19 protein-coding genes are annotated in these 23,621 nt (G+C 29.6%); 12 read left to right on the top strand and 7 right to left on the bottom strand.

What is annotated here, in order from left to right:
• Positions 1-61: 61 nt before the first annotated feature.
• From JX287_RS00255 to JX287_RS00240, 4 genes are all read right to left on the bottom strand, one after another.
• A complete protein-coding gene (locus JX287_RS00255) occupies positions 62-892 on the bottom strand; it encodes a MetQ/NlpA family ABC transporter substrate-binding protein (protein ID WP_204641241.1) in 831 nt (276 codons plus the stop codon).
• 97 nt (positions 893-989) lie between these two features.
• Entirely contained in the window at positions 990-1,814 is an 825-nt protein-coding gene (locus tag JX287_RS00250; protein WP_048802163.1) for a MetQ/NlpA family ABC transporter substrate-binding protein, read from the bottom strand.
• Positions 1,815-1,818: 4 nt separating this feature from the next.
• Positions 1,819-2,490 (bottom strand): methionine ABC transporter permease, encoded by a 672-nt coding sequence (locus JX287_RS00245; protein WP_204641240.1) that lies wholly within the window; start codon positions 2,488-2,490, stop codon positions 1,819-1,821.
• Positions 2,483-3,217, bottom strand: coding sequence for an ATP-binding cassette domain-containing protein (locus tag JX287_RS00240; RefSeq protein WP_048802161.1), 735 nt, complete (start codon positions 3,215-3,217; stop codon positions 2,483-2,485). Before JX287_RS00240 ends, JX287_RS00245 begins: the two co-directional genes overlap by 8 nt.
• A gap of 430 nt (positions 3,218-3,647) precedes the next feature.
• On the opposite strand from JX287_RS00240, the gene JX287_RS00235 reads away from it, so the two are divergent.
• A complete protein-coding gene (locus JX287_RS00235) occupies positions 3,648-4,652 on the top strand; it encodes a LacI family DNA-binding transcriptional regulator (RefSeq protein WP_204641239.1) in 1,005 nt (334 codons plus the stop codon).
• A gap of 2 nt (positions 4,653-4,654) precedes the next feature.
• A complete protein-coding gene (locus JX287_RS00230) occupies positions 4,655-5,452 on the top strand; it encodes a Cof-type HAD-IIB family hydrolase (RefSeq protein ID WP_204641238.1) in 798 nt (265 codons plus the stop codon).
• 143 nt (positions 5,453-5,595) lie between these two features.
• On the opposite strand, the gene JX287_RS00225 is transcribed toward JX287_RS00230, so the two are convergent.
• Positions 5,596-7,119 (bottom strand): ClC family H(+)/Cl(-) exchange transporter, encoded by a 1,524-nt coding sequence (locus tag JX287_RS00225; protein WP_204641237.1) that lies wholly within the window; start codon positions 7,117-7,119, stop codon positions 5,596-5,598.
• Between the two features lie 149 nt (positions 7,120-7,268).
• Here JX287_RS00225 and JX287_RS00220 point away from each other — a divergent pair, with 149 nt between their 5' ends.
• From JX287_RS00220 to JX287_RS00195, 6 genes are all read left to right on the top strand, one after another.
• The gene (locus JX287_RS00220; RefSeq protein WP_204641236.1) at positions 7,269-7,997 is read left to right on the top strand and encodes a rhodanese-like domain-containing protein; all 729 of its coding nucleotides are present in this window, start codon (positions 7,269-7,271) and stop codon (positions 7,995-7,997) included.
• Positions 7,998-8,210: 213 nt separating this feature from the next.
• A complete protein-coding gene (locus JX287_RS00215) occupies positions 8,211-9,413 on the top strand; it encodes a glycosyltransferase (RefSeq protein WP_204641235.1) in 1,203 nt (400 codons plus the stop codon).
• A gap of 163 nt (positions 9,414-9,576) precedes the next feature.
• The gene (gene polA / locus JX287_RS00210; RefSeq protein WP_204641234.1) at positions 9,577-12,216 is read left to right on the top strand and encodes a DNA polymerase I; all 2,640 of its coding nucleotides are present in this window, start codon (positions 9,577-9,579) and stop codon (positions 12,214-12,216) included.
• Positions 12,217-12,362: 146 nt separating this feature from the next.
• On the top strand, positions 12,363-13,730 hold the full coding sequence (locus tag JX287_RS00205) for an amino acid permease (protein WP_204641233.1): 1,368 nt from the start codon (positions 12,363-12,365) through the stop codon (positions 13,728-13,730).
• A 12-nt stretch (positions 13,731-13,742) separates the two neighbouring features.
• Positions 13,743-14,672 carry a homocysteine S-methyltransferase gene (gene mmuM, locus JX287_RS00200; protein ID WP_204641232.1) on the top strand — a complete coding sequence of 310 codons (930 nt, stop codon included), beginning with the start codon at positions 13,743-13,745 and terminating at the stop codon, positions 14,670-14,672.
• Between the two features lie 330 nt (positions 14,673-15,002).
• The gene (locus JX287_RS00195; RefSeq protein WP_048802154.1) at positions 15,003-16,262 is read left to right on the top strand and encodes a Glu/Leu/Phe/Val family dehydrogenase; all 1,260 of its coding nucleotides are present in this window, start codon (positions 15,003-15,005) and stop codon (positions 16,260-16,262) included.
• Between the two features lie 53 nt (positions 16,263-16,315).
• On the opposite strand, the gene JX287_RS00190 is transcribed toward JX287_RS00195, so the two are convergent.
• Both JX287_RS00190 and JX287_RS00185 read right to left on the bottom strand, forming a co-directional pair.
• Positions 16,316-17,143 (bottom strand): acetylxylan esterase, encoded by an 828-nt coding sequence (locus JX287_RS00190; protein WP_204641231.1) that lies wholly within the window; start codon positions 17,141-17,143, stop codon positions 16,316-16,318.
• Between the two features lie 9 nt (positions 17,144-17,152).
• The gene (locus JX287_RS00185; RefSeq protein ID WP_204641230.1) at positions 17,153-18,079 is read right to left on the bottom strand and encodes an alpha/beta fold hydrolase; all 927 of its coding nucleotides are present in this window, start codon (positions 18,077-18,079) and stop codon (positions 17,153-17,155) included.
• 200 nt (positions 18,080-18,279) lie between these two features.
• On the opposite strand from JX287_RS00185, the gene JX287_RS00180 reads away from it, so the two are divergent.
• The 4 genes from JX287_RS00180 to JX287_RS00165 all read left to right on the top strand — a co-directional run bounded on the left by JX287_RS00180 (position 18,280) and on the right by JX287_RS00165 (position 23,605).
• A complete protein-coding gene (locus JX287_RS00180) occupies positions 18,280-19,581 on the top strand; it encodes a hemolysin family protein (RefSeq protein WP_204641229.1) in 1,302 nt (433 codons plus the stop codon).
• Positions 19,582-19,796: 215 nt separating this feature from the next.
• Entirely contained in the window at positions 19,797-20,651 is an 855-nt protein-coding gene (gene purR, locus JX287_RS00175) for a pur operon repressor (RefSeq protein WP_204641228.1), read from the top strand.
• Entirely contained in the window at positions 20,644-22,026 is a 1,383-nt protein-coding gene (gene glmU, locus JX287_RS00170; protein WP_204641227.1) for a bifunctional UDP-N-acetylglucosamine diphosphorylase/glucosamine-1-phosphate N-acetyltransferase GlmU, read from the top strand. Before purR ends, glmU begins: the two co-directional genes overlap by 8 nt.
• A gap of 271 nt (positions 22,027-22,297) precedes the next feature.
• Positions 22,298-23,605, top strand: a complete 1,308-nt coding sequence (locus JX287_RS00165; RefSeq protein ID WP_204641226.1) for a DRTGG domain-containing protein — start codon at positions 22,298-22,300, stop codon at positions 23,603-23,605.
• Positions 23,606-23,621: the final 16 nt, after the last annotated feature.

Below are 23,621 nucleotides of genomic sequence, written 5' to 3'. Positions count from 1 at the left end.
CTTTTTCAAATTTTTTGGGCTATTTCAGATTTTATTGACGTTTTTGGATTTTTATTTTATATTAGAACGCTGGAGTAGCGTGTCCTTTTGGTTTAAGTTCTTTGTTGATGTACTCTTTAACTTTTTCGCTTGCTAATGCTTTTTTAACAGCTACTACTTTAGCATCATCTTTGTTGTCTTCACGAGCTACAAGTGAGATAGCGAATGTCAAATCATCTGCTTTTTCAAGTGCTAGACCATTTTTATCAGGAGTTAATCCTAATTTAGAAATGTAAGTTGGATAGTTAAACACTAAATCTTTTTCGTTGTATGCTTCGTTTAGGTTAAGTAAACTTACTTTAGTAAATTTAAGGTGTTTTGGATTATCTTTGATATCAGCTTCAGTTACTGTAAAGCTGTTTGGATCTTTAAGAGTAATAACTTTAGCGTGATCTAATAATCGTAAAGCACGAGCTAAGTTAGTTGGATCTGAAGGAATAGCTACATCTGCACCGTGTTTAAGATCTTTAAGATCTTTAATAGTTTTTGAGTAGAAAGCTACAGTAGCGTTGTAAATTGGTTGAATAGCTACAAGGTGAGCATTATTTTTTTGGTTAAATTGTTCCATGAATGGTCTGTGTTGGAAGAAGTTAGCATCAACTTCTTTATTGTTTAATGCAACGTTAGCTTGAACGTTATCAGAAACTTTAACGATTTCTAAGTTGTAACCTTCTTTTTTAAGATCTTCTTTGATCATTTCTAACATGTCTGTCATTGGAGAAGTGTGAGAAGCTACTTTTACAGTAACTGGTTCTTTCTTCTCTTCTTTTTTAGTTTCAGTTTTGCTTGAACAAGCTGTTAAAACTAATAATAATGCTGTTAAACTAGCGATAAATGAAATTATTTTCTTCATTATTATATTTCTCCTGTTTTATATTATTTATATTTTTTTATTTAGAGGTAAGGTTGTTGATATTATATATAGATTTTGGATTAGTTAAAATTTATAATTAGAAAGCTACGATGGCTTTTCCGTTGTAATCTTTTTCTAGGAAGTTTTTAATTTTTTCACTAGTTAAAGCTTTTTTAACTGCTTGAACTTTAGCATCATCTTTGTTATCTTCACGAGCAACAAGTACACCTGCATATGTGAAATCACCTTTATCTTCTAATAAAAGACCGTCTTTCATAGGTGTTAGGTTTAATTTAGCGATATATGATGGATAGTTAAAGATTAAATCTTTCTCTGCATATGCATCGCTTAAGTTTAAAAGACCAACTTCTGTGAATTTAAGATGTTTAGGGTTGTCTTTAATATCTTTTACAGTAACGTTATAACTGTTAGGATCGTTTAATGTGATTAATCCACCGTGTGCTAATAATCTTAATGCACGCGCCATATTAGATGCATCCGATGGGATAGCTACATCAGCACCATCTTTAAGATCTTTAATGTTTTTGATGTCTTTTGAGTAGAATGCTGGAATAGAATTATAAACTTTTTGTACAGCTACTAAGTTAGTTTTATTTTTTTCGTTGTACTGTTTCATGAATGGTTCATGTTGGAAGAAGTTAGCATCGATTTCTTTGTTAGCTAAAGCAACGTTAGCTTGAACATTATCAGATACTTTTACAATTTCAAGAGTATACCCTTCTTTTTGTAAATCTTCTTTAATTAATTCTAACATATCAGTCATAGGAGGGACATGTGCAGCAACTTTAATTGTTTTGTTTTCTTTTTTATCTTCTTTTTTATCGCTAGTTTTACTAGAACATGCTGTTAAAACAAGCACAAGAGCTAGTAGGCTAGCAATAATAGATAATACTTTCTTCATTAGATTATTTCTCCTTTTTGTTTGTAAAACGTTTAGCTAATCCATAACCTATTGATTGTATAATAAATACATAAATAATAAATATTATTACTATTAAATACATTAAGTCATAGTTGTATTCTTGGTATCCATATCTAAAGGCAAATTCTCCAAGACCACCAGCACCAATTACACCCATTACAGTAGTATAAGCTAATAAACTAATAGTAGTATAGGTGAATGATAAGATTAAGTTATCCATTGTTGCTGGTAATAAGAAATACCTGATAATTTGAACTTTTGTAGCCCCCATGCTTATAGCTCTATCTACAATTTTTTTAGGAACATTAATTAATGCTTGTTCAACGAAACGAGCATAGATACTTACCCCAACTAGTGTAAGAGGCAGAATTGCTGCAATATTCCCAAATGATGTTTTAAATAGAAATCTATTTACAGGGATTAATATGAATACAAAAATTAGAAATGGAACACTACGTAGGGCATTAAGAGAAATGCTAAGTCCTTCATAAACTGCTCTATTTTTTAATAAATAATCACGACTGAAAGCAAAAAGCATAATACCTAATGGTAGGGAAATGAAAAATACTGTTAACATTGAGTAAAGCATCATATAGTTTGTTTCCCAAAATGCTTTCATAATACCATCGTAATTGGCTTTAAATAAATCAATCATTTAATAAAAACTCCTTTACGTAGTTATAGTAATTACTGTCGTAATCGTCTTTTGCATTTTTATTAGGTACGACAATATCTTTTATTGTAGAATCATCAATAACCACTACACGATCACAAAAGTTCTTAAGTAATGATAAGCTATGAGAAATCATAACTATTGAAATGTCAGTTGTTGTACGCAATTTATTTAATAGTGCAAATATTTCTTTTTCACTATTAGTATCTAATGCTGAACTGATTTCATCACAAAGTAGAACTTCTGGTTCTTGTAACAGTGCCATAGCGATAGCAACTTTTTGTTGTTCTCCACCACTTAGGCTCCCACAAAGACTATTTTTAAGTCTTGTGATATTCATGAATTCAAGAATATCATCTATTTTCTTTTTATCAACAGAAACCTTATTTAGTTTGTATACTAAACTTAAATGATAATATACAGTTTTGTTATCGATAAGATTAGAGTGTTGGAATATATAGGCTAGATTTTTTCTTGTATTTCTAAGGGTGCTTGCATCCATATTTTTTATAGAAGAGTTTTTATATAAAATATCTCCACTATCATATGATACAATACCGTTAATCATTTTTAAAATAGTACTTTTTCCTGTACCATTTCTACCGATTATTCCAATAACTTCTTTCTTATTGATATCAAATGATATATTTTCAAGTTTGAAGTTAGCATCTTTATATTGTTTTGATACGTTTTTTAATTGAACTATCATAATATACCTCCAAAGTAAACTATACCACTTTCGGAAAAGGATTTCAAGGACTTTGTTTAATTTTTTCGAAAAAAATGTTTGTATTGTTCAGTGCTTGTTTGATAGTGTTTGTGAATCTGTTAACAAAAACTGTTAACTTTGTAATGATACAGTTTAACGTTGTAGATATAATGATGGGAAATATGATATCTTTTATAGAAAAGATAACCATTATCATAGTAATATGTATAAGGATTATAGAATTTTCTCTTAGTTAAATTGTATTAGAATAATTTAATTAATGTATTTTTGAGTTCTATTTTTATGTTGAACTATTCAATAAAATAATAAAAAAATAGTAAAAAATATTTTCTAAAATTGTTCTTATATAATTCTTTATTTATTCTGTTTAATCGTTTATAATTAAGATTGTGACTTAAGGAGGTAATCTATGAAGAAATTGACAATAGTAGATATAGCAAAAATGGCTGGAGTAGGTACTACTACTGTCTCTAGATATTTTAATGGTGGGAATTTAAAAAAAGAAACTCATGAAAGAATTAAAGAAATAGTTGATAAATACAATTATACGCCTAATACTTTTGCTAAAGCGTTAAAAAGTACAGATAGTAAAATAATCGGTGTAATAGTGCCATGTTTACATTCTTATGTTAGTGGTAATACGTTAAAATATCTTGATAAAGAGTTAAAAGATAATAATTATGAAACATTAATAATGAATGCTAATTTTGATGAAAATAAACAATTAGAATATATTAAGAAATTAGCAAGAATGAACGTAGATGGGATAATTTTATTACCGACAACTATGAGTAAAGCATATGAGAGTACTATAAAGTCTATTGATGTTCCGGTTGTGATGTTGGGACAAGAGGGGGAATATACATATAGTGTCGAGTACAATGATTTTAATGCTGCTAGAGATTTAACTAATTATGTGCTAGCTAGTGGACATAAAAAAATAGCTTATCTAGGAGTAAGTGAAGATGATATAGCGGTAGGATACTATAGAAAATTAGGGGTCATAATGACTTTAGAGAAATATGGTTTAAAACCAAAAAATATCCTAATTACGAATTTTTCTATGGAAGAAGCATATGATGTTGTAAAAGAAAATATAGAAAAGTTGAAAGATGACAGTTGTTTAATTTGCGCCACTGATAATCTAGCTTATGGTGCTATGAAGGCTCTTGAAGAAGAAGGTTTAAGTGTTGGTGAAAATTATTCAGTTGCTGCATTTGGAGATTATACTTCATCTGCTTTATTAAAATCCCCATTAACAACTATAAAATTTGATTTAAAAGATGCAGCGAAGCAAACAGTCAGCATGTTACTTAATGTTATAAAAAAAGAAGAGACAGCTATGAAACTATTAATAGGTTATGATTTAAAAACAAGAAATAGTGTAGTTGATTTAAATAAATATGGAGAATAAGAATGACGAATATAAAAGCGATTTTTTTTGATATTGATGGAACGATAAGAAGTTTTAAAACTAAAACTATTCCGGAAAACACTGCAAATACTTTAAGAAAGCTAAAAGAAAAAGGAATTAAAATTTTTATAGCTACAGGAAGAGCACCATTTCATACGACATTTTTAAATGATTTGTTAGATTTTAAGTTTGATGGGTATATTACAATAAATGGACAGTATTGTTATTTAGAATCTGGAGAAGTTTTAAATGATAAGATTTTATCAAAAGAGGATATAAAAAGTGCTCTTCCTTATTTTAAAGAGAATAATATAGCTTGTGATTTTGCATTATTAGATGGAGCTTTCATGAATCTGAAAAACTCGAGGGTTAAATGGTTAGAAGATGAGTTAGGAGATCCAGAAAGATTTAAAGAAGATCCATCAGCTTACGATAAGGCTGTTAATGAAAAAGTATATCAACTAAATGTTTTTGTAACAGAAGAGGAAGAAGAAGACTTTTTAGCGTATATGCCTAATTCAAAAGCAGCTCGTTGGACTACACATTTTACAGATGTTATTCCAAAAGATGGTGGAAAAAATACTGGAATTGATGCAATTATTTCTCACTTTGGTATAAAATTAGAAGAAACGATGGCTTTTGGTGATGGTGGAAATGATATAGATATGCTAAAACATGCTGGAATTGGTGTAGCAATGGAAAATGCAGGTGATAATGTTAAAGAAATAGCAGATTACATTACAACTAGTGTAGATGATGATGGAATTACTCATGCTCTAAAACATTTTAATGTATTATAAGGATAAAAACGGGAGTGACTCGGCAAAATTGTTATTTTGTCGAGTCACTCCCTTAAAGTTTGTTAGATATTGATAAACTACGGTATATTTAAATTTTTATATAAACTGTCTTAAATTTAGAGCTTTTGAGTAACCCTATTTTTTTAATCACTAAATTGCTTTAAAAATAAATCTACACATTCTTTTGGCATAATGACGGTAAGTTTATCATTTGCTTCTAGAATTGTACTTCCTTTTGGTACGATTTCACGACCAGAGCGCTCGATATGAGAAACAAGAGCACCTTTTGTCCAATCGATTTCACGAATTTCTTTTCCTATTAATGTACTATCATTTGATATAGTAGTTAGAATTTCTACTTCCATTTCTAGTTCATCATCTCCTAGTTTATTACTAGTTAAAATGCGGTCAAGTAAATATTCGTAAACAGGCTTTGTTCCAAGTATATTTGCAGTGATATATGCAAATAAGCAACATAGCGCGATCGGCAGGAAATAATTTAGTTTTTGTGTCATTTCAAATAATAAAATTATTGAAGTAATAGGACTACGTACAATTGCAGTTAAGTAACCTGACATTGATAATATTACAAATAATGCAGTATATTTAGCATCAAAAAAGTTACTAAACAATGTTCCGAGTACAGCACCTTGTATTAAGATAGGTAAGAATATACCGCCTGCGACTCCTGATGTGAAAGAAATAAGTGAAAATAAAGTTTTTATGAAATATAAGGTTAATAAAAACATAAAGCTAAATTTATTCTCTATCAGAAATTCTACTAAACTATGACCGCTACCAAGCACTATTGGATAAAAAATAAATAGTCCGAATGAAATTATAAATGCTACTTGAGGTCTAAATACTATATTTAATCTAAAATATTCATAAATTTTAAAAAGTATTTTTATAGTAATATTATAAAATGTCCCAAATATTCCTAATAGAATTCCTAATAAAACAACCCAAGGATAAATACTTACTTCAACATAGGGTATTTCAGGAAATTTGAAAATAGCAGTAAGTCCAAAAATATACTGACCAACTATATTTGCTACTACAGCAGCACTGAAACAACAGATAACGATTTTTTTAGTTATTTGCTTATGTACTTCTTCTATAGAAAATAAAACACCAGCAAGTGGAGCTCCAAAGGCGATGGATAGACCTGCACTAGCACCACAAGTAATAAGATACTTTTCTTTCACGCTATCCTTTTTTAATATTCTAGAGACGAGTTTTCCACTCATTGCACCTAGTTGAATAGAGGGACCTTCACGTCCAAGTGATAAACCACCGAGACTTGCCGTTAATCCACCAGTTATTTTATAAATTAGAACTCGTAATGGATTTGAATTTAGTCTACCGGTAATTTCTGCAGAAACTTGAGGAATTCCACTTCCACTAGCCATCGGTTCACGTTTTAATAAAAAGCCAGAAAACAAGGCAAGTAGGATTAGAATTAATAAGAGACCTATTTTATATATAAATTCAGTTTTAATAAAGTCGGCTGTATAATGAACAAGTTTCTCACTATAACCAATAAGAAGTCTGTAACTAGCACCGACAATTCCAGCAGCTAAACCTACTAAAATTCCATCAATTAATAAAGAGGATTCAATTTTTAAATTTTTATTTTCAATTTTACTAATTTTTGATATTTTCATCCAGATCTCCTTTCGAAAAATTTTGTCTATATCAACATTTTACTCCTTATTACAAAAAAAATCAAAAAAATATTTTATTAATACAATTTAATATTAAAAATACAAAATGTATGCTAAAATATAATTATATGATGAAAGGAGTAAACGTAATGAAAATATTCTTAATTATAGTAATTGTATTATTAATTATTGTATCTGGATTATATGCATTTTGGCTTAAATTACTAAAAGGAAAACCAGGAAGAATTGCTGGAGCAGATGTTGAGAAGAAAACATTCGAAGAAGCTTTAGTAGTTGATGTTCGTTGGCGAAAAGAATATGCAAGAGGTCACGCTATAAATGCCGTGAATCTTCCGATTAAACTTTTTAAAAATGGTAGCGATGTGCTTGATGACTACAAGGATAAAGATATAATTTTATATTGTGTAGTCGATGTAACATCACGTGCTACTGAGAAGTTGCTGAGAGAACGTGGATTCACAAAACTTCATATTGGTGATGGTGTAAAACAATATGACTATGGAAAAGCTATTTATAGTAATGCCTTATTATCAGAATTCAAATATCGTATTTCAGCAAGCAAAAATAAACAATTATTAAACCTTGGTTCTGAAGTGTTAAGTGATGAAGAAATTAAAGTTTCACCTGAGGAAATAGACAGTGTAATCGAAAAATTAGATATGTCTTCAGAAATTTTTGTTTATAGCGACAAACCTGAGCTAAGTAAAGCGGTATGTAAGAAACTTGGTTTAGATGGATATACAATTATCAATTTAATTGAACCATTTAATACTGCTAGTTATAGAAATGCATTTTATAACAAAAACGACTATATCGAAAGTCAAGATGAAAAAGAAGCTGCGACTTGCAGTGCTTGAGGGTAGAATTTAAAAAACGATAGGTTATCGTTTATAATGATTTTCAATCAAATTTGAGAGTAACTAGATAAAATAGATTTTTAAATAATCTTATTTTATGAGTTGCTCTTTATTTTTGCGTTCTATTATATTAATTTAATGCGTTTACTATAAAAAATATACAAATTAGGTTATAATAGAGATGATGGAAAATATGAAACAGAGGATAAAAATATGAGGATTTTACATGTGTTAGCTCAACTTCCGATAAAAACAGGAAGTGGTGTATATTTTACTAATGTTATAGATGGATTAAAGGGATTTAACGTAGAGCAAGCTGCTATTTACGCTACGACTCCAGAGTATAATTTTAACTTTGTAGATGAAAAATTTGAAGTTGAATTTCAAGGGAAAGACATCAGTTTTCCGATTGTTGGAATGAGTGATATTATGCCGTATGATAATACACTATATAAAAATATGACAGATGAAATGATTGAATCTTGGCAAGCGGCATTTCGTAAAAAGTTGATCCAAGCTAGAGAAACATTTAAACCAGATGTTGTAATCACACATCATTTATGGATTTTGAGTTCTATGGTTTGTGATGTTTTTGAAAATGAAAAAGTTCTAGGTGTATGTCATAATACCGATATAAGACAAGCTGAAAAAAATCCTGCAATGAAAGATAAATACGTAAAAAGTCTTGGGAAGTTAGATAAGATATTGGCATTAAGCAGTGGTGTTATAGATGGAATAGCTAATATTTATAATTATCCTGTAGAAAAAATTGTGAATATTGGTGCGGGATATAATGAAAAAATCTTTTATCCTGCAGAAAAATATGAAAAACATGATAATGTGAAAATTTTATATGCAGGAAAATTCGACGAGTCAAAAGGTTTTTATGAATTAATTAAAGCTTTTAGATTATTAGAGAAAAAAGACACTAAAGTAGAATTAGAATTAATAGGGAATTTGAAAGATGAAGATAGACCTAGAGTTGAGTCTTTAGTTGGTGATTCTAAGAGAATAAGAATTTATAATGCGGTTGATCAAGTTCATCTAGGCGAGATTATGCGTCATAAAGATATATTTGTATTACCTTCTTATTTTGAAGGATTGGGATTAATCGCGGTTGAAGCTTTAGGAAGTGGACTTAGAGTAGTTGCTACTGAGATAGAAGGGCTTATAGAATTTCTTGGAGAAAAAATAAATAATTCTGAGATAATTGAGTATGTAAAAATGCCGACTATTTATGATACTGATAAAGCGGTAGAAGAAGAAAAGCCAGCTTTTGTAGAAAGGCTAGTAGAAACTTTAGAAGTTATGATAGAAAGAACGAGAGAGGAACGCGAGATTCCAGCTTATTTACTTGAAGAAATTGAGCAACATTCTTGGAAGAAAAAGATAGAAACAATTTATAAATTGTTGTAAAATCAATAATTAGAAGATATATGTAGAAGTAAAAAGAGAAATTTATAAAAAATAGTGATATATAAAGTATAGTATGAGGGCGACTCAAATATCGCTTTTAAAAAAATGTGATTTTTGTTTCGTACCTCTTTATAATTTCTAGAATTAAAATTAGGAGATTTAAATGGATAAGATAATATTAATAGATGGGAATAGCTTAAGTTATCGTGCTTTTTATGCTATGCCAGCTTTGAAAAATAAAAAAGGGCTATATACTAATAGTGTTTATGGATTTACATTGATGTTAGAGAAAATATTAGCGGATACTAATCCAAAGTATGCATTAGTTGCCTTTGATAAAGGAAAACAAACTTTTAGACACCAAAGTTATGAAGCGTACAAAGGTACTAGGGATAAAACTCCTAGTGAGTTAGTAGAGCAATTCGGTTATGTTAGAGAACTTCTGGATTCATATGGAATAAAGTATGAAGAACATTTTGATTATGAAGCGGATGATATTATCGGTAGTTACGCTAAAATCGCCGAAAAAGAAGGCTTGGAAGTTATAATAGTAACTGGAGATAAGGATTTAACTCAACTCGCTAGTGAGAATATAACAATCTATTATACTAAACGTGGAGTTACTGATATAGATTATTACACGCCAGAATTTATTGCTGAAAAATACGGATTAACTCCAGAACAGATCGTTGACATGAAAGGTCTTATGGGAGATAAGAGCGATAATATTCCAGGGATTGCTGGAGTAGGAGAAAAAACTGCCATAAAACTATTAACTGAATATAAAACTGTAGAAAATGTACTAGAGAATATTGACAATATTAGTGGAAAAAAACTAAAAGAGCGACTAACAGAAGGTAGAGAAGATGCTCTGTTGAGTAAAAAATTAGCAACTATTTATACGGAAGTTCCAGTTGACAATAAGTTAGAAGATTTAACTTATAGTGAGAATATAGAACTTAAAAGAGAGTTGTTTGAAAAACTTGAATTTGTTTCATTTCTAAGAAAATTATCACAAGAAAATTCTACTGAAGATATAGAGGTAACTAATGAAGAAACAGTTACTCCTAAAAAGGAAATTAATAGTATTTTAGCAGATAAAAATACGAAAATAGATTTTACCGACAGTACTTTACATGTAGAGTGTTATACAGAAGATTATCATAATTCAGATGTAGTAGGAATAGTAGTTTATAGAGAAGGGGATGCTTATATATTTAGTGAAGAACAATTTTTCACTAATGAATTTGTAGTAGAATATCTTCAAAGTGAATTGCTTAAAACAGTATATGACTTCAAAAAGATTTTATTTATAGCTAAGAGAAATGGTGTTGATATTAATGGTGAAGTATTTGATGTTAAGATAGTTTCTTATTTACTAGATGTAAACACAAAAACTGAAATTGACAAAATCGTCTTTAACTATCTTGGAAAAATAATAAGTAGTGATGAAGAAATATATGGCAAGGGTGCTAAACGTACTTTACCTGCTCAAGAAGTTATTAATCCATATATAGCAGAAATTGCAGAGAGTATTTCACTTATGAAACCGTTGATGGAAGAAAAACTTTCTGAAGAGAATATGATGGATTTATATAAAAATATAGAGATTAAAGTTGCAAAAGTTTTGGCTAATATGGAATTTGAAGGTATACATGTTAGTAAAAAAGCACTTGAAGAAATGAGTGCTGAGTTTGATGAAAGAATTAAAACTTTAGAATCTAGTATATACACTTTAGCTGGTTCTGAATTTAATATCGCTTCACCTAAGCAGCTAGGGGTAGTATTATTTGAGGATCTAGGACTGCTACCTATTAAGAAAACAAAGACTGGATATTCTACAGCTGTTGAGGTACTAGAACAACTACAACATAGTCATGAAATTATTCCATTAATTATGGAGTACAGAACCATTACAAAATTGAACTCAACTTATGCAAAAGGGTTAGTGAAAGATATTACTCGTGAAGGAAAAATTCATACACGTTATGAGCAGACATTAGCACAAACTGGGCGTTTATCTTCAGTGAATCCGAATCTTCAAAATATTCCTACAAGAATCGAAGAAGGGAAAAAAATTAGAAAAGCGTTTGTTCCAGCTTCTGCCGATAGGGTTATATTATCTATCGACTATTCTCAAATAGAGCTTAGAGTTCTAGCACATATAGCACAAGATGCAGGAATGATAGATGCATTTAAGCATGATGTAGATATTCATACTAAAACTGCTAGTGATGTTAATGGAGTGAGTCTTGATGAGGTAACTTCTTCAATGCGTCGAGAGGCTAAAGCTGTTAACTTTGGTATTGTTTATGGAATTTCTGATTTTGGATTATCTAATAACCTAGGTATAACTAGAAAACGTGCAAAAGAATTTATCGATAAATATTTAGAAACATTTAAAGGTGTTGATAAATATATGAGTGATATTGTAGAGTTTGCAAAAGAACATGGTTATGTAGAAACTCTATTTAATAGAAGAAGAGCATTACCGGATATAAATGCTAAAAACAAGATTGTAGCCAATCTGAATGCACGTATTGCCATGAATTCACCAATTCAAGGTACTGCTGCGGATATTATAAAAATTGCTATGGTTAATGTATTTGAGTATTTAGAAAAGACAAATGTAGATGCAAAATTATTATTACAAGTACATGATGAATTAATCTTCGATGTTAATAAAGATATAGAAGAAGAATTCACAAAAGAAATGATTAAAATTATGGAAGAAGCGGCTAATTTAGATGTTCAACTTAAAGCTGAAGCAAGTAGCGGGTCTTCATGGTACGATGCGAAATAATAATGAAAACATATGAAAAAGTCTGATTGCTTTCACTATTAAAATAAAAAGAAATAATATATAATATTAACAAGGGAGAATGATAGTTATTTTCAGTATGGAAATATTATCATTCTCTTAATTTATATTTATGAAAGGATGTTTTTATGGAGGAAAAACAAAGTTTTGTTAAAGAGATGCAAAGTAAGCATCTAATTACCCTATCATTAGGTGGAGTTATAGGTACGGGTATCTTTTTAAGTTCTGGTTATTTAATTCAAGAAGCAGGAGCAGTAGGGACGATAATTGCATATCTAATCGGAGCATTTTTAGTATGTCTAGTAATGTTGTGTTTAGGTGAACTTACAGTACATGACCCTAATACGGGAGCTTTTCATACATATGCTAGTAAGTATATTCATCCAGGCGTAGGATTTGTTGTTGCTTGGTTATATTGGTTAACTTGGACAGTTGCATTAGGATACCAGTTTATTACGTTAGCAATTTTTATGGGAAGATGGTTCCCTGGAGTTAATCAGTGGATTTGGTGCTTAATATTTGCGTTATTTATTTTAGGGTTGAATATTTTTAACTTAAAATTATTCGCCAATAGTGAGTTTTGGATGTCGTTTATAAAAGTTATAGCATTAGCTGTCATATTAGTTCTAGGTTTATTAGCGACTTTTGGTATTTTAAAATACCAAAGTGCATCTGAAGCACCATTGTTTAAAGAATTCACAAAAAATGGTGTGTTTCCTAATGGATTTGGTGCAATAGCTCTTGCGATATTATCAGCTAACTTTGCATTTTCTGGAGCTGAAATTATCGGGGTGGCAGCAGGTGAAACAAAAAATCCAGAGAAAAGTGTTCCAAAGGCAATATTTCAAACATTAGTTATATTAATCGTACTATTTATTGGGACAATTGTTGTTATTGGTGCTTTATTACCTCAAGAGAAAGCAGGATTAGATGAGAGCCCATTTGTAACAATATTAACTAATATAGGTATTCCTTATATTGGAGATATAATGAACTTTATTTTGATTGTGACATTGTTATCAGCAGCTAATTCAGGATTATATGCAGCTTCAAGAATGCTTTGGTCATTATCAGATCAAAACACATTGCCAAAATCTTTTGCTAAATTAAATAAAAAAGGATTGCCGGTTTATGGTTTAGCACTTACAATGCTTGGAGGATTCTTATCGTTATTTTCAAGTATATATGCAGCTGAAACTGTGTACCTAGTATTAACATCTATTTCAGGATTATCTGTTGTTGGTGTATGGTTAGGAATAGGTTGGTCTCATTACAATTTTAGAAAACAATATATCAAAAATGGTGGGCAAATAAATGATTTAAAATATAAAGCACCTTTATATCCAATAGTTCCTATTTTGGTAATAGTATTATGTTTAATTTCTATGGTTGGTATAGCGATTGATCCTAACCAACGTTTAGGACTTTTAATATTTATTCCTTTTGTAATATTATGTTTTGGGTATTATCAACTAGTATTTAAAAATAAAAAATAGGAGATTACAATTATGAATAATTTTAAAAAATGGTTAGATGAACAAAAATACGTTGTAATTGATGGAGCTTTATCTACTGCGTTAGAGAAAAAAGGAATGGATTTAAATCATAAATTGTGGACGGCAAAAGTGTTAGTAGAGAATCCAGGGAAAATAAAAGAAGTTCACAAAGAGTATTTTGAAGCTGGTGCTAATATAGCTATTACGTCAACTTATCAAGCTAGTATTTTAGGTTTTAAAGATTTAGGTTATTCTGAACAAGAGGCGGAAGTATTTATAAGACAATCAGTAGAATTAGCAAAACAAGCGAGGCAAGAAGTTAAAACAACTGAAGATATGTGGATAGCGGGTTCTGTAGGTCCTTATGGAGCATATTTAGCTGATGGTTCAGAATATAGAGGAGATTATAAAGTAGATAGTAAATTTTTAGAAAATTTTCATAAGAGAAGAATTGAATTATTAGTTAAAGAAGGTGTCGATTTACTTGCTATAGAGACGATTCCTAATTTTGAAGAAATTAAAGTATTGTTGAATATCTTATCAGAGTATCCCGAAACCGTTGCTTGGGTAACATGTACATTGAAAGACTCTGAGCATATTAGTGATGGAAGCAAATTGAGAGATGTTCAAGTTATACTTGAAGGGAATAAACAGATTATAGGTTACGGTATAAATTGTGTTAAACCTGAATATGTCTCAAAATCAATGGAACTATTAACGTTAAATAAATCAAAAAATCTAATTGCTTATCCTAATGGAGGAGCAGTTTATGATGCTTCGATAAAAGAATGGAGTAATAGTGGAGATAGTGAACATATCTTTAGTAAAGATTGTCTTGATTGGTATGGAAAAGGATGTTCAATGATTGGTGGGTGTTGTTGTACATCGAAAGAGGCTATAAAAACACTCTCAGAAACCTTATCAGAAAATATCTTAAAATAGTCTGAAAATAATACTATTTAAATAGATAAAAATATTTAGTTTTCTTTTAATTTCAAATATATTTCGACTTAAATAACTTATAAAAATATTATGAAATAATAAATAAAAATTAATATTATTTTCAAAAAAATTAGTTTAAAGCTATTATTTTAGCTGATAAACCAACTTTTTGTTTTGAAAATAATAATGAAAATAGTTTACATAAAAAAATATAAAAATCTAAAAAGGTTCTTAAAAATAAAAGTTTACAAAATAGTGTAGTATTTGATATAATTAATTAAAACAGCATTACATTAAAAATGTAAAATAAGATTCTAAGGAGATGTAGTTATGAATAACAATCCATTGGTTAACGCAAGAGAACAAATTAAAGGTGCTTGTGAAGTATTAGGTTATAAAGAAGAGGTGTATGAATCATTAAAAGATCCACAAAGATTTATTGAGATTTCTATTCCGGTTCGAATGGATAATGGTGAGGTAAAATACTTTAAAGGATTCCGTTCACAACATAATGATGCGATTGGTCCTACAAAAGGTGGATTAAGATTCCATCCACTTGTAACAGCAGACGAAGTTAAAGCATTATCAATTTGGATGACATTTAAATGTGCAGTCGCTAACCTTCCGTATGGTGGAGGTAAAGGTGGTATTATTGTAGATCCAAAAGATTTATCTAAAGGTGAATTAGAAAGACTTTCTAGAGGATATATTCGAGGATTATACAAATACCTAGGTGAAAAACAAGATGTTCCTGCACCAGACGTAAATACAAATGGTCAAATTATGTCTTGGATGATTGATGAATATAATGTGCTTACAGGAGAACAAGGTGTTGGAACTTTAACAGGTAAACCATTGGAATTAGGTGGTTCATTAGGAAGAACACAAGCTACAGGATATGGTGTAGCACTTGCTGCAAAACTAGCATTAGAAAAATTAGGAAAATCTACACAAGGTGCGAAATTTGCCGTTCAAGGATTTGGTAACGTTGGTAGTTATACTGTAGATACTGCTGTTAAATTTGGAGCAACAGTTGTTGCAGTAACAGAACGTGATGATGATGGGGTTCAATATGCGGTTTACCGTGAAGAAGGATTATCATACGCTGAACTTCAAGAATGTAAAGATAAGAAAGTTAGATTCCATACATTACCAAATACAAAACGTTTAACATTGGATGAATTCTGGGCATTAGATGTAGATGTACTTTGTCCATGTGCTTTAGAAAATGCTATTGATGCTAAGGAAGCAAGTTTAATTAAAGCTCCTGTAATTTCAGAAGGAGCTAATGGTCCTGCTACATTAGAAGGTGACAAGGCATTACGAGAAAAAGGTGTTGTTGTAATACCTGACATTCTTGCAAATAGTGGTGGTGTAACTGTATCTTACTTCGAATGGGTACAAAACTTACAAGGATACTACTGGACTGAAGAGGAAGTAGTTGAAAAACAAGCAAGAGTAATGACAAAAGCATTTAATGATATTTGGGAAGTGAAAGAAAGATTTGATATCCCAATGAGAAAAGCTGCATATGTAAACTCTATTGAAAAAATTGTTAAAAATATGAAGCTAAAAGGTAAATTAAGCTAATTGCATTAAAAGTAATGAATCGACAGAGGATAAGACTACTGTCGATTCATTTTTTATCTATTTGAGAGTGTTTCTAGTATATAATCATCGAATTGATGTTGAAATATTTTTTTGTAATCTAAAAATTTGTAGTGTTGAACCTCTATATCATTAAGGGAATCAATTAATTTTAGTTGTGCAGAATGAGGTGTTTTAGGACTCAGATATGAAAGTGAATAGTGAACCTTTTGAGTAACGAAGCTACTAATATTAAGTATATCGATTGAATCCAGGACAGTATATAAATAATCAGTTTTTTCAGGTAGATCAATTTCAAAATTATATAACTTTTTAAATATTGGGCTTTTTTTGTTTTGAATATAGGTATTTTTTATATCGCAAAGTGAACAATCTGAAATGAAAAGTTCTTTAATAGTTTCATAAAATTTTGCACAAACTATACTAATAGCAGCACCTTGTCCAACGCCAGTAACATATATATCTTTATGAAGGAATAGAGATTCAATTATCTGGAGAGTATCTAGAGCATCTTGAAAAACTAAACTATAATATGGGAATTCATAACTATCATCTAAAAATGGAAAATGTGAACTAGGAGTATTGTTTTCACTGTTTCCAGCTTGTCCTCTAATATGTAAAGATACTAAAGCGTAGCCTAACAGACTGTATTTAGTTAAAGTTAAATAATCTTTATTTTTAACTTTAAATTCTGGAAAGTCAATTATGATTCCTTTAATATCAGAATTTGGAATCGCAAGATCCAGTTCTATTTTTGAATTATCTATTCCCCTAAAATTAATCTTTTTATATTGAACAAATGGATGGTCAATATTTAAGATTTGTTCCGAATAATTTAATTTTCTATATTTTTTTAATTTCATAACATACTCCTAATCTTTGTTTAATAAGAAGTTAACTATTTCATCGTTAAAATTTGGGATGCTCTCATGATAATGTTTTTTATAAATATATACTTTCTTTTTACTTTTAATATTGTTATAGACTTTTTCTTGAGTTGTTTTAGGGCAATCTTCATCAAGGTTAGAAATTCCAAATAAAACTTCGCAATTTAATAGTTTGGCAAAATTTAAAGTATCTATGTAATAAAGATTACTTAAAAAATTTTTAGTGTTTTGTCCTGTAGTATTAAACCAACGTGCATAATAAGTAAATTCTGCATATGCATTGTTTCTATTATCAAGATCATAGAAGGTTTGGAAGTCTGAAAGGAAAGGATATAAACTTATGCATTTTGTAACACTTTTATTTAATGCAGCAAACATTATAGAAAAAGCCCCACCTTGAGAAGCTCCATAGGTAATTATATTCTTCGAATCTACTTTATCAAATGAGGTAACTATTCTAGAAAGAATAAGAGCATCTAAAATGTTTTTGTAAAATATCATATCTTCTATATTTTCGTCTAGACCTATTGTAAGATGACCGAAAACTGAAGGTGAGGAATTACTTTTGTCTTTACTTAATCCGCCTTGATTTCTAAAATCTATTGCAACTACATCGTATCCAAAAGAAGCAAGGGCGGACTTTTCTAACCAGTTTCTACTTGAAGCGGGGTAGCCATGGAAATAGAAAAGTATAGGGATAGCTTTATTTGGATATAGAGTTCTATACTTTATATTTTTTATATATTTGGCATATATTGTTGAATTATCAAAACTATTAAAAGTTAAATTATAAAATTCTATATTTTCAAATTGTGAAAATGAAGTTTTTTCCACCTTGTAATTAATTTGAAGGCTATTCATATAGTTTATTTTTTCTGACCAAAAATTTTGGAATTTATTTGCGCTATTCATTATAACCTCCTATTTTAGCGTTTTCAATTACTTAATATACTATCACTCAAAAGAAAAAATATCCATCAATATGAATTACTAATAGATTGGAAGAAGCGATAAAACTTATAGGTGGTATAATAATTGAAAAAAAAGTTTATATGTAGTAAAATTATTTATTAATGACTAAAAAATAAGGAAAGAGGTTAAATTGAAACCATATGGATCTCAGTATCTTAATTAAAATATTTATAATTATATTATTACTTATTGCCTCAGCAATATTCGTAATGTTTGAGTTTGCACTTGTTAAGCTTAGACCTACAAGGGTAAATGAATTAGTTGAATCTGGAAATAAAACAGCGAAAATTTTGGTAGTAATGGTTGAGCAATTGGATCATTATTTATCTGCTACACAGTTAGGTATAACAATCGTTTCTTTAGGATTAGGTTGGATTGGGGAATCAACATTCCATTCTCTATTTAATCCGATTTTTGAATTACTTCATCTAAATGAGGCAGTTACACATACAATCTCGTTAGTAGTATCATTTGGATTTATGACGCTATTACATGTAGTTTTAGGGGAATTAGTTCCTAAAACTATAGCAATTCAATCTGCAGAAAAAACTTGTCTGCGAGTTGCTTGGCCAATGTATATGTTTGATAAAGTAATGCGTCCGCTAGTTTGGCTACTTAATTCATTAGCGAATGTCATAGCAAAAATGTTTGGTTTCGAACCAGCATCAGAGCATGATGATATTCATAGTGAACAAGAATTGAGAACGATAATGAAATCTTCAAGAGCACATGGTCAAATTAATGATGTAGAGTATCGATATGTAGAAAGAGTATTTGAATTTGATAATAAAATTGCAAAAGAGATTATGACACCTAGAACAGAGGTTGAAGCAATAGATATGAGTGATTCTTTAGGAATTATCATGAGACAATTAAAACAAGAAGAATATACTAGATATCCAGTTATTGAAGACGGAGATAAAGATCGTATTTTAGGGATTTTAAATGTTAAAAAATTATTGTTTGCTGATAAACCTTTGGAGAATACTAAAGATTTAGAAGAATATATAACACCAGCTATAAAAATATTTGAACATACTCCGATTTCTCAAGTTTTAGCAACTATAAAACAAAATAGGGAACACATGATAGTAATTACTGATGAATATGGTGGAACTAGTGGTGTAGTTACTTTAGAAGATATAGTAGAAGAAATTACTGGTGAAATTCGCGATGAGTTTGATGAAGATGAACAAAGTTTAGTTAAAAAACTAAAAAATGGACATTATCTTATTGATGGATGGGTGCCAATCCAAGATGTCAATGCACTATTCCATGTTCAACTCCCCCACGAAGAAGTTGATACAATTGGGGCTTATGTTTATTTAGAAAAATATGAAGCGAAAGTTGGAGCTGTATATTCTATTGATAAATTAACTTTTGTTGTGAGAAAAGTAGAAGAAAATCAAATACGAACTTTAGAAGTTTGGAAAGAAAAATAAATAGAAAAAGAGAAGATAGCTTTATTAAGCTATCTTCTCTTTATTATAGGTGATGTGATAAAAAGTTTAGTTAATTAAAATCAACTTAAAAATTATTGTATACCCTTTACTATTCCGAACAATAGTGGTATTATATACATATAATATACGAATAAAATATATTGAATGTATATAGTATGGTAATGTTACCAAATATGCTATGTAAGGAGTATAAGATGAAGTTAAAGAGAAGTGAAAGAATAGTAGTAATGACGGAGTATTTATTAAATAATCCGAATAAATTAATTCCATTAACATATTTCGTTTCAAAATTTAATCAAGCTAAATCTTCAATAAGTGAAGATATACATATAATAAAAAATGGTTTTAAAGAAGAAAATATAGGAGAAGTTAAAACTTTAGCAGGAGTTAGTGGTGGTGTTATCTTTACACCAACTTTAGTAGAAGAAGATGCTAAAGAAATTCTAAGTAGTTTTCTTGATAAAATAAATGATGGAAATCGTTTATTAGCAGGTGGGTATATTTTTATGTCAGACATAATAGGTGATCCTAGTCTGATGAATAAATTAGGACGAGTAGTTGCTACTGTATATAAAAATAAGGAGATAGATGCTGTTGTAACTGTCGCTACAAAAGGAATTCCAGTAGCTTACGCCATAGCTTCAATATTAAATAAACCTGTAATAATAATAAGAAGAGATAATAAAGTTACAGAAGGAACCACTGTAGCTATTAACTATGTTTCAGGTTCTACTAAGAAGATAGAAACAATGATTTTATCTAAACGAAGTTTAAATACAGGATCAAAAGTACTATTAGTTGATGATTTCATGCGTGGGGGAGGAGTTCTTACAGGTATGGAAAGTCTGATGAATGAATTTGACGTTAATGTTGTTGGTAAAGTAATAATCACACAGTGTTTTGATTCGTCAAGAGAACATGAAGATGATTACTTATACCTTTCAAAAATTGAAAATATTGACGAATTTAATGGAACTTTCGATGTAAAATTAGGGAATGTTATTGAAAAATTAAGACAAGTAGAAAAAGAGGATGTTGAAAATGAGTAATAATAGATATGCAGTAATTCTTGCAGCTGGAAAAGGAACTAGAATGCAATCAAAACTATATAAAGTATTGCATAAAGTTTGTGATAGAACGATGGTAGAACTTGTATTAGATAGCCTTAATGACTTAGAAATGCAAGAGGTAATAACTGTAGTTGGTCATGGAGCTGAAAGAGTTAAAGAGGTTCTAGGGAACAGAACTAAGTTTGTACTTCAAGCAGAACAATTGGGAACTGCTCATGCTGTAAAAGTAGCCAAAGATGAATTAAAAGATAAAGAGGGTACAACTATTGTAATGTATGGAGATACTCCTCTAATTCGTCCAGAGACTATTAATAGTATGCTAGATCACCATGAAAATACAAATGCAAAAGCAACTGTATTAACAGCAATTGCAGATAATCCATTTGCTTATGGTCGTATTATTCGTGATGTGAATGGAAAGTTAGTGAAAATTGTTGAAGAAAAAGATGCAACAGAACAAGAGAAAAAAATTAAAGAAATAAACTCAGGAATTTATTGCTTTGATAACAAATTATTGTTTGAAATGCTAGAAAAAGTAAAAAATGATAATAATCAAGGTGAATATTATCTTCCAGATGTACTAGCCTTAATTAGAGAACAAAAAGAAATTATTGAAACTTATCTATGTGATGATTTTGATGAAACTTTTGGAGTTAATGACAGAGTAGCGTTAGCTTACGCTGAAAATGTTATGAGAAATAGAATTAACACTAAACATATGCTAGCGGGAGTTACTCTAGTAGATCCTACAAATACATATATTGCACCGAATGCAGTAATCGGGCGTGATACAACGATTTATCCAAACGTTACTATTAAATCTAATACTGTAATTGGAGAAGATTGTCAAATTAAACCTAATTCATACTTAGAAAATGCACAGATAGGAAATGGAGTAAAAGTTCTATCTTCAACTATCAGTGACTCGAAAATTGGGGACTTTACTAGTGTTGGCCCATATTCCCACATTAGAAATAATTGTGAATTAGGTCAACACGTAAGAGTAGGTAATTTTGTAGAATTAAAAAATACTACATATGGAGATGGGTCTAAAACAGCTCATTTAAGTTATTTAGGAGATACTGAAGTAGGAAGAAATACAAATATTGGTTGTGGAACAATTACTGTTAACTACGATGGTAAAAATAAATATAGAACAAAAATAGGAAGCGATGCATTTATAGGATGTAATTCAAACTTAATAGCACCTTTAGAAATAGGTGATGGTGCTGTGGTTGCTGCAGGAACTACTGTTACAGAAAATGCTCCATCTGATGCTTTAGTAATAGCAAGGGTGAAACAAGAGAATAAAGAAGGATATGCTAGAAAAATGCCTGCGGGTAGAAAATCGTAAAATATTAATATTAAACAGTTAATAGGGTGTTATAGTAAAAATATTGAAAACAAACTGTATCATTAAATTTTTCAAAAATATTCAATATATTTTTCAAAGTTTAAAATATATACAAAATAATATAGAAGAGGATGAAAAATAAGTAAAATTAGTTATTTTTCGTCCTCTTTCATCTTGAAATAGTTCTATAAAAAGTATATAATTACATATGTATAGAATGTGTTATAAATAAAATATTTGTATTATAATAAAAATATAAGGAGGAATCATTATGAAATCAAAACACCAAAAAATATTAGAATATATAAAGAGCTTACCGATTGGTAGCAAGATTTCTGTACGTCAAGTAGCTAAAGAATTGAAAGTTAGTGAAGGAACAGCATATCGTGCAATAAAAGAATCTGAAAATCGTGGTTTTGTATCATCGATAGAACGTGTCGGTACAGTGAGAATTCAGAAGAAAGAACGAGATAATGTAGAAAAATTATCATATTCAGAGATTGTTAATATAGTAAGTGGACAATTAATCGCTGGACGCGGGGGAGTTCATGAAATAGTTCAGGACTTTGCAATTGGGGCAATGGATTCTGAACAAGTAGGACAACACATACGAAAAGGTACATTATTAATTATTGGTAATCGTCCTAAAATTATTGAGATGTCATTAGAAAAAGAATGTGCTATCTTAGTTACAGGAGGATATGTTCCAAATGATTCAATAAAAGCATTAGCTGATAGTAAAAATTTACCTTTAATTATAACCCCGCACGATACTTTTTCAGTAACTCATTTAATAAATCGTGTAACTAATGACCAAATAATTAAGAGAGATATAATTACTGTTGAAAGTATTTATATGAAAGTTGAAAATCTATATACAATAAATCTAAATGATACTGTAAAAGACTGGTATGATTTACAATTAGAAGTAGGTCACACTAGATATCCTGTAATCAATGAATATGCTAAATTAGTTGGTATTGTTACAGCTCGTGATGTATTTTTACAAGAAAAAGATGCACTAATAAAAGAAGTTATGGAAAGAAAAGTAGCAACTACGACTTTAGAAACACCTATATCTTCAGTAGCTAATACTATGCTATCTGAAGGATATGAATTAATGCCTGTAATAGATTCAAAAAATACATTACTTGGTGTAGTTACTAGAAAAATAGTTATTAACTCATTATTAACAAATAATAGGTTTCAAGAAGGTCATAATAATGATACATTTGATGAAATTATGCGTAAAGGTATAGTTCCGAGAGCTGATGGATTACAGGTTAAAGTTATTCCTCAAATGTTAGATCAATTTGGTACATTCTCTAGCTCAGCTCTATTAAGTATTATTGACGAATCTATTCATATTACAAGTTACAACTACAATAGAAGTGAAGTGCTTATGCAAAATACTACTCTTTATTTTTTAAAATCTGTACCATTAGATAGAACAATAACAACAAAAGTAAATATTTTGGATATAGGGCGTAAAACAGCCAAATTTGATGTTGAAGTTTATGATAAGACAGAATTAGTTGCAAAAGCTATGGTAACTTGTCAAGTATTCCAAAGAAATTAGAGAAAGAAGAAATTAG

This window comes from Gemella haemolysans, assembly GCF_901873445.1.
GTDB lineage: Bacteria > Bacillota > Bacilli > Staphylococcales > Gemellaceae > Gemella > Gemella haemolysans_C.
Note: the sequence above shows the minus strand (reverse complement) of the source record. Positions and strands in the feature narration are given on the sequence as shown.